Consider the following 10,046-nt stretch of genomic DNA (forward strand, 5'->3'; position numbering starts at 1 on the left):
GTTGCGCGAAGCGCCTGTCGAGCGGAGCGAGGTGGGCGCATGAGCGGGGAACACGCCTCCGGGCGGTTGATCGACGACTACGCGCGCGGCGACGCGACGATCGCGGCGGACACGGTCTGGGCACTGGAGGCCCACCTGGAGGCGTGCGCGCCCTGCCGGAGCCGCCTGGCTGCCGCGGTGGCCACCGGGGCGCCCGACATCGCCGCGCTGGTGGACACCGTCCGCGCCGGTCTGGCACCGCAGTTGGACGCCGCCGTCACGGCGCCCGCGCGGTGGCGCCGCCCGAGCTGGGTGTCCTCCTGGCTGACGCCGGTCATGGCCCCGTGGCTGGCCATGACGGCCGTGGTCACCCTGATGGCGCTGCTGCTGGACGCGGCCGCGCCGCCGGAGGTCTTCGGCGGCACCTCACCGGTGGCGCTGATCGCGCCGGTGCTGCCGCTGTGCGGTGTCGCCGTGTCGTGGTCGAGCGGCCTGGACCCGGCACACGAACTGACCGCTTCCACCGCCAGGGCCGGTCTGCCCCTGCTGCTCAGGCGCACCACCTCGGTCCTCGTGCTGGTCCTGCCCGTGCTCCTGCTGGGCGGATGGCTGACCGGGACCACGACGGCCGCGCAGTGGCTGCTGCCCTCCCTGGCCTTCACCTCCACGGCTCTGGCGCTGGGCAGCGTGGTCGGGGTGACCCGCGCCGCCGTCGGGCTGGCGGCCGCGTGGGGCGTCGTCGTCCTGGTACCCACGTCGGTCACCGGCCGGGTCCCCGACGTGCTGCGACTCGCCCTGCAGCCGGACCGGCTGCCGGTGTGGGGGCTGCTCCTCGCACTCGGCACCGGCGCCGTGATCGCCCGCAGGAACGCCTACTCGACGCTGTGAAACCCGCTGTGCAACCCGCTGTGCAACCCGTTTCCACCACTGAAAGGGACCACCGCATGACACCCGTGACGAGCGCGGCCGACACCGCGCCGAAGACCTACGCCTGGGAGATCCGGGCCAGCGGCCTGAGGGTGCGCGTCGGACGGAGCAGGATGGCCGTCGACGGGCTCGACCTCTCCCTGGGCCTCGGCGCCCACGGCCTCCTCGGGCCCAACGGAGCGGGGAAGACCACCCTGATCCGGACACTGGCCACGGTGCTGCGCCCCACCGAGGGCGAACTGGAGATGCTCGGCACCTCCCTCGACAGGATGGGCGACCACCGGGCCCTGCGCCGCCGCATCGGTTACCTGCCGCAGGACTTCGGCTACTACAAGCGCTTCACGGTGCGCGAGTTCGTCGAGTACATGGCCTGGTTGAAGGAGGTCCCGAAGAAGGACATCCCCGAAGCCGTCCAGCGTGCCGTGGAACGGGTGGGCCTGGCGGACCGCGCCGACCACCGGATGAAGACCCTCTCCGGCGGCATGGTGCGGCGGGCCGGCATCGCCCAGGCCATCGTCAACTCCCCGACGGTGCTGCTGCTGGACGAGCCGACGGCCGGCCTCGACCCGGCACAGCGGCTGCGCTTCCGCGAGTTGCTGAACGAACTGGGCCGCGACACCTGCGTGGTCGTCTCCACCCATCTGGTCGAGGACGTCGCGGCCGCCTGCTCCGACGTGGTGCTCTTCGCCGCCGGCCGCCTCGTCTTCCAGGGCACGCCGGACGAGCTGGCCGCCGCGGGCGGCACCGAGCACCCGGGCGACAGCCCCCTGGAGCGCGGCTACTCGGCACTGCTCCGCGACTCCGGACAGCAGGGGAGCGCCTGGTGAACGGACGTGTGCTGCGCACCGAATTCAAGCGCTCGGCCGCCCCGTGGGCCGGCGCCGTCGTCCTGGGCGGCAGCCTGGCGATCTTCTTCCTGATCGACGGAATCTGGTGGAAGGGCACCGCGGGGTGGACGGCCCAGTGGACCACCATGGCTCTGTGGACCCGTTCCCTGCTGGCCTTCTGGCTGCCGCTCGTGGTCGGCATGGGAGCGGTGTACGGGCTGCGTGAACCCCGCTCGCGGATGACCGAACTGCTGGCGACCACGCCGCTGCCGACCTGGCGCCGCGCGGCGGTGCCGGCCGGAGCGATCGCGATCGCGCTGGCGGCGGGCTTCGGCCTCCTCAGCCTTGCCGGCGGAGTACAGGTGGCCCTCGGCCCGACCACCTACACGGGTCTCGGCTGGCTGCCGATCTCCCTGGTGGCGGTCCTGGGACTCGTCGCGGCCGCCGTGTTCGGCATGGGCGTCGCACGGACGCTGCCCTTCGTCCTCACCCCGCCGGCCCTGGTCGTGGCCTGCCTCGCGGTGACGGGCATGCTGCGGGTGCGGATCGAAGGGGAGGTGCCGTCGACCAGGGGGCCGAACCGGTTGGGCCTGCTGTCCCCGGTGACCGGGGACCCGCGCCAGATGCTGCTGACCCTGTCCGGCTCCGTGCACCTCGGCCAGACGATCTGGCTGCTCGGGCTGCTCGCCACCGGCCTCGCGCTGCTGGCCGCCGTCACCCGCCGGGCCCGGCTGCTCGCGGTGACCCCCGCCCTGGCCGGCGCGGCCGTGGCCCTGCTGGTCCTGCCGGCCGCCGCACGTGACACCTACGTCGTCGACAGGGCCGCCGCGGCTCCGGTCTGCGACGGGCCGGTGTGCGTGACCGAGGCGAGCCGGTCGCACCTGGCCGAGCTCGCGCCGCGCGGCCGGGAGGCACTGGGCGTGTTGCACGACGTCCTGGGCGACAGGGCGCCGACCTCGGTGCGGCAGGACACCGCGCTGCGCGCGCTCGGCGATCCCCGCTCCCTCCCCGGCGACGCGGTGCTGGTCGACTTCGACGACCAGCTGTTCGCCGACGCGACCGGCCGGGACCTGACCCGCGCGCTGGTCGCCGAGGGGCTGGCACCGAGCTGCCACCCCCGGACCTCCCGGGAGGGCGGAGGACAGGACGACGTCGCGCTCCGGAGCATCGCCGCGAGCTGGGCCCTCGGCGACCCGGCCCTCCAGCCGATGGAGGAGAAGGCCACCGACGAGTACTCGCGCAGGATCTGGGCGAATGCCGACGTCGCCTGGCGGGAGCTGAAGGCGCTGGCACCGGCCGAGCAGCGCTCGCGGATCGCCGGGCTGCGCACGGCCGCCCTGTCCTGCACGGCGCGCTTGCGCGAGCTGCCCGCGGCGGGTGTGCCGCGATGAGGTGGCTGATGCTGTACGCGCGTTCACGTCAGGTGCCCGTGTCCGCCGCGGCGGTCATTCTCCTCGCGTCGGCGGTGTGGGCCTTCGCCCGGGGCGGCGCCACGGGTGCGCCGGACGCCATGGACCCGACCGCGTTCTTCGTGCTCGCCGCCGGCGTGGCGGCCGGCTCCGTCGGGTTCGGCGGTCAGGACCCCGCACTGGACCGGACGGCCGCGATCCGGTGGGCGCCCCGCCGGGCGGCGCACGCGGTGCTGGTCGGCGCGGTCGCCGGTGCGACACTGCTGGCGGTCCAGGCGGTGGGCCCGAGGTTCGTCCCCACCGAGGTCGTCGTCCGGGACAGCGCGGGCCTGGTCGGCCTTGCCGCGCTCGGGGCGGTGCTCTGCGGGGCGCACCTCGCCTGGACGCTGCCGACCGCCTGGCTCGCGTTCGCCGTCCTCGTTCCGCCACTGCCGCCCAGCACCGTGGGGAAGGTGGTCGGTTGGATGACCTATCCCCCTGGCACGGCGGCGTCCACCTGGACCGCGGCGGCACTGCTGGTGATCGGCGGCACGCTGTACGCCGTGTCCGGCCCGCGGCGCTGACGGGCGGGCCCGCCGGCTGTCGAGCCCGTCCGGACACCGGCGAGCCGGGGGTGGCTTCGGGTCAGGGCCATCCCGCTCAGGGCCACCCCGCGGTCTGCGGGCGCGGGGTGGCGATGGGCCGGGTGCTCGGCGGCCCGACCTCGGCGGGGTGGTCCCGGATGGCGGCGACGATCCGGGCGGCCCAGTCCGCCGGGCGCTCCCGGCCGAGGAGTTCGGCGAGCCGCTCCATGCGGGCCCGGCGTTCGGCGGGGGTGAGGTCGAGGGCGCGGGCCAGGACGGTGGCGAGGTCCTCGGGGGAGTGCGGGTCGGTGAGCAGGGCGGGCCCGCCGAGTTCGGCCGCGGCGCCGGCGTGGCGGGAGAGCACCAGGACGCCGGGCGCGGGCTCGCGGTGCGGGAGGGCGGCCCGGGCGGCGATGAACTCCTTGGCGGTGAGGTTCATCCCGTCCTGGAGCGAGGTCACCCAGAGCACGTCCGCCGTCAGGTAGGCGTCGACGACCTCGGTGGTGGACAGGGCGCGCGGCACGTGGTCGACCGGTTGCCAGGGGCCCTGCCGCCAGCGGGCGTTGACCTCGGCGACGCGCTGTTCGAGCTGCCGGCGGGTGGTGTCGTAGGCGGTGATGCCGGGCTCGGGCGGCGGGCAGACCAGCCGGAAGGTGAGCCGGCCGCGCAGTCCGGGCCGGCGGGTGAGCAGCCGGTCGACGGCCTCCACCTTCTGGATCGGCGCCTTGGCGTAGTCGAGACGCTCGACCGAGAGCACCACCCGGCCGGCCGCCGGATCGCGGTGGGGCGTGCGGAGGCGGGTGTGTCTCTCGACGGCGAGCCTCTCGATGGCCGGCCGGTCGACCCCGAGCGGGTGGACGCCGGTGCGCGGCCGATCGGGCAGGCCGGCCAGGGTCCGGCGGAAGTGCTCGGCGAAGTCCTCGGTGTGGAAGCCCGCCCAGTGGAGTCGCGCCAGGGAGTCGCGCAGTTCGGCGGCGACCGGGAGGGTGGCGAAGACCTCCGGGGCCGGGAAGGGGGTGTGGTGGAAGATCCCGGTCCTGAGGTCGGGCCGGGCGCGGCGCAGCAGGCCGGGGACCAGCCAGAGGTTGTAGTCGTGGAGCCAGACGGTGGCGCCGGGCGCGGCCCGGGCGCCGATGTGGCGGGCGAAGCGCTCGTTGACCGTGCGGTAGTCGGCCCAGGCGCGTTCGTCGAAGACCGACCGGCCGGGCTCGGACATCAGGACCGGCCACAGCGTCTCCTTGCAGGCGCGGTGGAAGTATCCGGTCCAGGTGTCCGTGTCGAGCGGTACGGGGGAGAGCGGCAGCCCGGCGGGGTGCGGGCGGTCGCCGTACGCGTTGCCGTGCGGGCCCTCGGGAGGGCCGTCGCCAACCTGTGCCGTGACCCAGACGCCCGGCAGGCCGTCGGTGAAGGCGCTGGTCAGGGTGGGCAGGATGCCGTTGGGGCTGCTGGGCGGCTGCCAGGCCTCGCCGTTCCAGTGCAGCGGCGGGCGGTGGTAGGCCACCACGAGGGAGTGCCGGCCCGCGCCGCGTTCGACGGCGGAGCGGGTGGGACCGGGGCTGGACCCGGGTTCGGTCCGGGGCTCGGCCTGGGGCTCTGGCTCGGTCCCGGTCCCGGGCTCGGTCTCGGGGGAGAGCCAGCCGAGCGCCCGGAGCGCCACGTGGATGCCGGCCGCTCCCGCCCGGCCGGGGCGGTGCAGCAGCGGACTGTCGGCGAGGGCGGCGAGCAGCGCGGGTTCGGCTCCGGCGACGACCACCGCGTGCGTATCGGCCCGGAACAGCGAGAGGTCGTTGAGGGAGTCGCCGGCGACGAGGATCTCCTCGGGTTTCCAGCCCAGCTTCCCGGCCAGGGCCCGTACGGCGTTGCCCTTGGAGGCTCCGGCCGGAAGGACGTCGAAGAAACGGTTCGCCGAGTAGACCCAGGTGCAGCCGAGCGCCTCGACGGCCGCGGTGAGTTCGCCGGTGAGCCGCTCGGGGGCGAGGTGGTAGGAGCAGCGCCCGTCCTGGACGACGCCGTGCTGGTAGCCGAGCGCGGGGAAGCGGCGCAGCGCGGCGCGCACCCGGTCCGGTCCCGGCCAGCCGGTCCGCAGGTGTTCCTGGACCGGGTCCACCGGGGTGAAGTCCGAGCCGTCGAGGACGGTGGCGCCGACGTCGGCGATGATCCAGCGGGGCCTCGGGACGAGCGGATCGCGGAGGACCTCCCGGACGGAGGCCAGTCCGCGCCCGGTGGCGAAGACCAGGGTCACCTCGGGATGGCGGGCCAGGGCGTCGCGCAACCGGCGCCGGTCGTCCCGGGTGCCGCCGAGTAAGGTGCCGTCCAGATCGGTGACCAGAATCCTCGACATCCGAGGGACGCTAACACGATCACGCCGTGTGGTGAAGTGTTCACATCACACTGATCTCCGTCCGTACGAGGGCCCGCGCGCGACGGGCGGAGAGCGGGGTCAACCCGCCTGATCCGACCGGCCGTTGACGGCTTCACGGTGGCCGGTTGTCAAGCGGATTCACTCCTTCGAGTGGCAGTCGGTCACCGATCGGTCGGCAGCGGTCTTCCGCCGGTCGAGACTGACCCCCGAACGGACGGTCAGTTCTCGGAGGGGGAGCGGTGTCGACCATCGGAATGCCCGGCATACCCGGCGAGGTCGGGGCGGATCGACGGCTGCTGGTCAGCGTCTTCGATCCGCAGGAGGCGCGGGAGGCGGTCCTCGGGGGCGCGCGGATCATCGACAGCGAGGATCCGCGCAGCGCGCTCGGGACGATCAAGCCGCGGCGGATCATGGACATCGCGGACGCGGTGCTGGCCGCCCGGCGGGACCTGCCCGTCCAGCTGAGCACCAACATCGGTGAGGACCAACTGCTCTTCCGGCGGGCGGAGAACGGGCTCGCCCTGCCCAAGTCGACCTACGAGCGGATCGGCAAGGCGTCGCAGGCGGCCCTCGGCGTCGCACTGGCGATGGGCACCCGGGTGCATCCCTGCGGGATCGTCAAGGTCGGCCTGGACGGCATGCGGGTCGGCGAACTGGCCGACGTGCTCGGCGAGATCACGTCGACGCTGCGCCGGACCGAGCAGCTGTCGCACACCCGGGTGATGTCCGTGCTGTTCGCGCAGGACCTCGACCTGTGGGACTCCCGCAAGACCCTGCCGCAGGTGCGGCGCGCCCTGGTGGGCCTGCGGGAGTACTACCCGTGCGAGCCGTCCACGCCCGGGGCGTTCGACCTCGCCGAGTACGCGGACGCGCTGCTCGACGCGCACGGGGGGCCGCTGTTCGGCAGTCGGCGGCCGGACCTGGCCGAGCTCAGGGCCTCCGGCGCCCTGCCCGCGGACGCGGCCGGCGGTTTCGTCGCCGTCAACGAGCCTTTCGCCCACGGCAGTTACGGCCTGACGGCGGCCCGTCGCACCGATCGGGAGGCGATCCGCGCGATGGTCGAGGCCAGCGCGGCGGCCGGGGCCGACGCGATCATGGTGGACACCAGCATCCTGCTGAAGGTCGCCCGGATCGGCCTGGTCTCCACCGCGGGCAGCCCGGAGCTCGTCGACCTCGACCGCCACGACACCGACCGGCACGGTCTGGCCAGGACCGGCATCCTCTCGCTGGAGGAGATCAGGTTCTTCGTGGAGCTCTGCCACGCCCACGGAATGGAGGCGAACCTGGCCGGCTCGCTGCAGAGCCACCAGGCCCAGCAGGTCTGGCGGCTCGTCCCGGAGCTCGACCAGCTCTCCGCCCGCGGCGGCGTCAGCGCCCTGGCCCGGGACCCGTACGGCGGCACCGGCCGCGGCACCCGGCACGAGCGGACCGTCCGCCGCACCCTGGTGGGCGGCTTGGTCCCGCCCGAGCAGGGCGGCCGGCTGGTGGTGCCGCAGCGGATGGCGGAGCAGCCCGGGGCGCTCGACGACGTGGCGGGCCTGGTCAAGCGCCACCCCGACCTCGCCGGGTACTCGGCCGACGCCTACGGGGTGCTCTCCCCGCTCGGCTGAGCACCGGGCGGCTCGTCGCTTCCTGTCCCGGTCGACGAGCCGCCGTCTCGGTGCCGTGGGGGAGTGGCTAGCCGAGGTGGGCGCGGTAGGCGCTGACCCAGGCGCCGATGCTGCGGTAGCCGGAGCCGTCGATGGTGATCGACCCCCCGGTGCAGTCGAAGTTGTCCCAGAGCTCGACCCGGTCGCCGCCCTCCGTGCGGGCGGAGCGGATCCGGTCGTTCCAGTTGTCGCCGACGTAGGTGCAGGCCCCGTCGTTGCCGGAGAACCACCGGTCCGCGCCGGAGAAGCCGGTGTCGCTGAAGGCGTGGAAGCTGGGCTGGCGGGCGAGGGGGCTGGTGGCGGCGGAGTGGGAGGCCGAGAGGGTGACGGGCTGGGCGGAGGAGGCGGGGGCGACGATCACGGTGGTGGCGAGGACCGCGGCCGTGAGCAGCAACCTGCGAACGACGGGCATGACGTCTCCTTCGGGCGTTCGGTCGAGCGATTCGATCGAGCGGTTCCGGGTGAACGGGGGCGCGGGAAGGGCGGAACGGGCATACCGGTGCCTCACCCTCGTCGGCGCCTTCACCCGGTGGCCAGTTCAGACTTTCACGCCGTGGCAGCGGACAGCTGCGTGTGCGAAGAAATGACGGAAACGGACCCCGGGCACCTGATCGTGGCTCGGGCAGGGATTCGACTCCGCGGGCGCTCACCGGGACGGTGGTCCGGGTGAGGCGGCTGGGGCAGGAGAAGAGGCCGTCTGTTCGACGGCGGAGGGTCTCCGCGGGCGCTCCGACCGCCACCACGTCGATGCCCACCCGCCGGATCCGGCCGTACCCGACCGATGTGCGGGCCTTGCGCGCATCCTCGTTCAGTGCCCATTTACCGTACGTCAACGGACAGTTGGTGATATCGGTTGTCAGAACACAGACAACTGCCACACCGACGAAGGAGTACCCTCGTGACGACTCACCACCGGCGCCGTGCGCAGGTGCGGATGCTGCCGGCCCTCACCGCGGCGCTCTGCGGGATCATCGGCACCACGGCGTACGGCACCACGGCGGCCGCCGCCACCCCGTCGGCCGCCGCCGACCAGCGGCACCCGATCTACGCCATCGCGCACCGGGTCGACACCCTGGACGGTGTGGACGCCGCGATCAACCACGGCGCCAACGCCATCGAGATCGACGTCTGCGCCTGGTGGAACCCGAACGAGTGGCGCGCCTACCACGACTGTTCCTCGGCCGGCGAGAACCGGCTCGGCCCCGGCTTCGACAGCATGCTCGACCGCATCCTCTCCAACGCCAACGCGGGCCGCCGGCTGTCGCTGGTCTGGCTGGACATCAAGGACCCCAACTACTGCGGCGAGGAGCCGAACCGCACCTGCAGCGTCGCCGGGCTGCGCGACAAGGCCCAGCGGCTGACGGCCGCCGGCATCCAGGTGCTCTACGGCTTCTACGAGTACCACGGCGGCAGCGCCCCGGACGTCGGCGGCCGCGGCTGGAAGAGCCTGGAGGGCAAGCTCGGCCCGCTGGAGGGCATCACCACCACCGGCACCCGCGACCAGGTGCAGAGCGCCTTCGCCAAGTCCGGCGCCGGATTCCCGGCCGGCCGCCGGGCGATGGACTACGGCGACAGCGACATCACCAAGGGCTTCGGCAACTGCACCGAGGCCACCTACAACACCTGCGCGGAACTGAAGAAGGGAGCAGCCGACCGGGCCGCCGGACGGCTCGCGGCCACCCTCTCCTGGACGACCACCTACAACGACCCGTGGTACGTCGACAAGCTGCTGGGCGACGCACAGGTCGACGGCATCATCGCGGGCTACGGCGCCTTCACCGGCGTGCGGGAGTACGACAACAGCTGGCAGTGCGCCAACGCCGTCAACCTCGTACGCGACTGGGTGAACCGCCACAGCGGGACCCACCGCATGGCCACCGCCGGCGACCGTCTGTTCAGGTAGGCGGCCCGGAGCGGCGGACCGGGAGGGCGGCGCGGTGGCTCGGCCGGGCGCCCACCCGGGGGTTCCGTCTTCTCGTCCACACCCCCGGGCCGAACGCGGCACCCGGGGGTGTGATCCTCAAGTCGTAGACCGGAAGGCGCAGTTCGACGCCGTCGGCCGGTACCTTCGGTGGATGTGCCCGGTCGGCCGGGCCGCCTAGCGTCGCCCCGACGGCCTGCCGAACACCCGAGGGGAACCATCGTGATCCGCGCCGCCAAGCCGGCCGCCGCCCTGGCGGCGCTGGCCCTGACCCTCCTCACCGCGCCGTCCGCCGCGGCGGGGGGGGGCGGCGGGGGGGGGGGGGCCCGGGGGGCCGCGCCCCCCCCCGGGCCCCCGCGCCGGGTGGGCCCCCGCGGGACCCACGGCCCGCCGGGCCGCCCCCACCCCC

The 10,046-nt window shown here is 74.1% G+C and carries 8 protein-coding genes; 6 read left to right on the forward strand and 2 right to left on the reverse strand.

Annotation, left to right across the window (positions count from 1 at the left end; genetic code table 11):
• Window positions 1-39: 39 nt before the first annotated feature.
• From ACGF0D_RS32930 to ACGF0D_RS32945, 4 genes are read left to right on the forward strand one after another with little or no spacing between them, the layout of a single operon-like run.
• On the forward strand, window positions 40-867 hold the full coding sequence (locus ACGF0D_RS32930; protein ID WP_392884268.1) for a zf-HC2 domain-containing protein: 828 nt from the start codon (window positions 40-42) through the stop codon (window positions 865-867).
• A 56-nt stretch (window positions 868-923) separates the two neighbouring features.
• Window positions 924-1,733, forward strand: a complete 810-nt coding sequence (locus tag ACGF0D_RS32935) for an ATP-binding cassette domain-containing protein (RefSeq protein WP_392922528.1) — start codon at window positions 924-926, stop codon at window positions 1,731-1,733.
• Window positions 1,730-3,124, forward strand: coding sequence for a hypothetical protein (locus ACGF0D_RS32940; RefSeq protein ID WP_392922530.1), 1,395 nt, complete (start codon window positions 1,730-1,732; stop codon window positions 3,122-3,124). The genes ACGF0D_RS32935 and ACGF0D_RS32940 overlap by 4 nt, the downstream gene beginning before the upstream one ends.
• Window positions 3,121-3,705, forward strand: a complete 585-nt coding sequence (locus tag ACGF0D_RS32945; RefSeq protein WP_392922533.1) for a hypothetical protein — start codon at window positions 3,121-3,123, stop codon at window positions 3,703-3,705. Before ACGF0D_RS32940 ends, ACGF0D_RS32945 begins: the two co-directional genes overlap by 4 nt.
• Before the next feature lie 76 nt (window positions 3,706-3,781).
• Here the strand turns inward: ACGF0D_RS32945 and ACGF0D_RS32950 are convergent, their stop codons facing one another.
• A complete protein-coding gene (locus ACGF0D_RS32950; protein WP_392922536.1) occupies window positions 3,782-6,046 on the reverse strand; it encodes an HAD-IIB family hydrolase in 2,265 nt (754 codons plus the stop codon).
• Between the two features lie 260 nt (window positions 6,047-6,306).
• Here ACGF0D_RS32950 and ACGF0D_RS32955 point away from each other — a divergent pair, with 260 nt between their 5' ends.
• Entirely contained in the window at window positions 6,307-7,677 is a 1,371-nt protein-coding gene (locus ACGF0D_RS32955; protein WP_392922539.1) for a (5-formylfuran-3-yl)methyl phosphate synthase, read from the forward strand.
• Window positions 7,678-7,744: 67 nt separating this feature from the next.
• Here ACGF0D_RS32955 and ACGF0D_RS32960 read toward each other — a convergent pair whose 3' ends face one another.
• Window positions 7,745-8,128 carry a peptidase inhibitor family I36 protein gene (locus ACGF0D_RS32960; RefSeq protein WP_392884260.1) on the reverse strand — a complete coding sequence of 128 codons (384 nt, stop codon included), beginning with the start codon at window positions 8,126-8,128 and terminating at the stop codon, window positions 7,745-7,747.
• A 486-nt stretch (window positions 8,129-8,614) separates the two neighbouring features.
• Between ACGF0D_RS32960 and ACGF0D_RS32965 the strand changes: the two genes are divergently transcribed.
• Window positions 8,615-9,619 carry a phospholipase gene (locus tag ACGF0D_RS32965; RefSeq protein ID WP_392922542.1) on the forward strand — a complete coding sequence of 335 codons (1,005 nt, stop codon included), beginning with the start codon at window positions 8,615-8,617 and terminating at the stop codon, window positions 9,617-9,619.
• The last annotated feature ends 427 nt before the right edge of the window (window positions 9,620-10,046 follow it).

This window comes from Kitasatospora sp. NPDC048298 (assembly GCF_043201465.1).
GTDB lineage: Bacteria > Actinomycetota > Actinomycetes > Streptomycetales > Streptomycetaceae > Kitasatospora.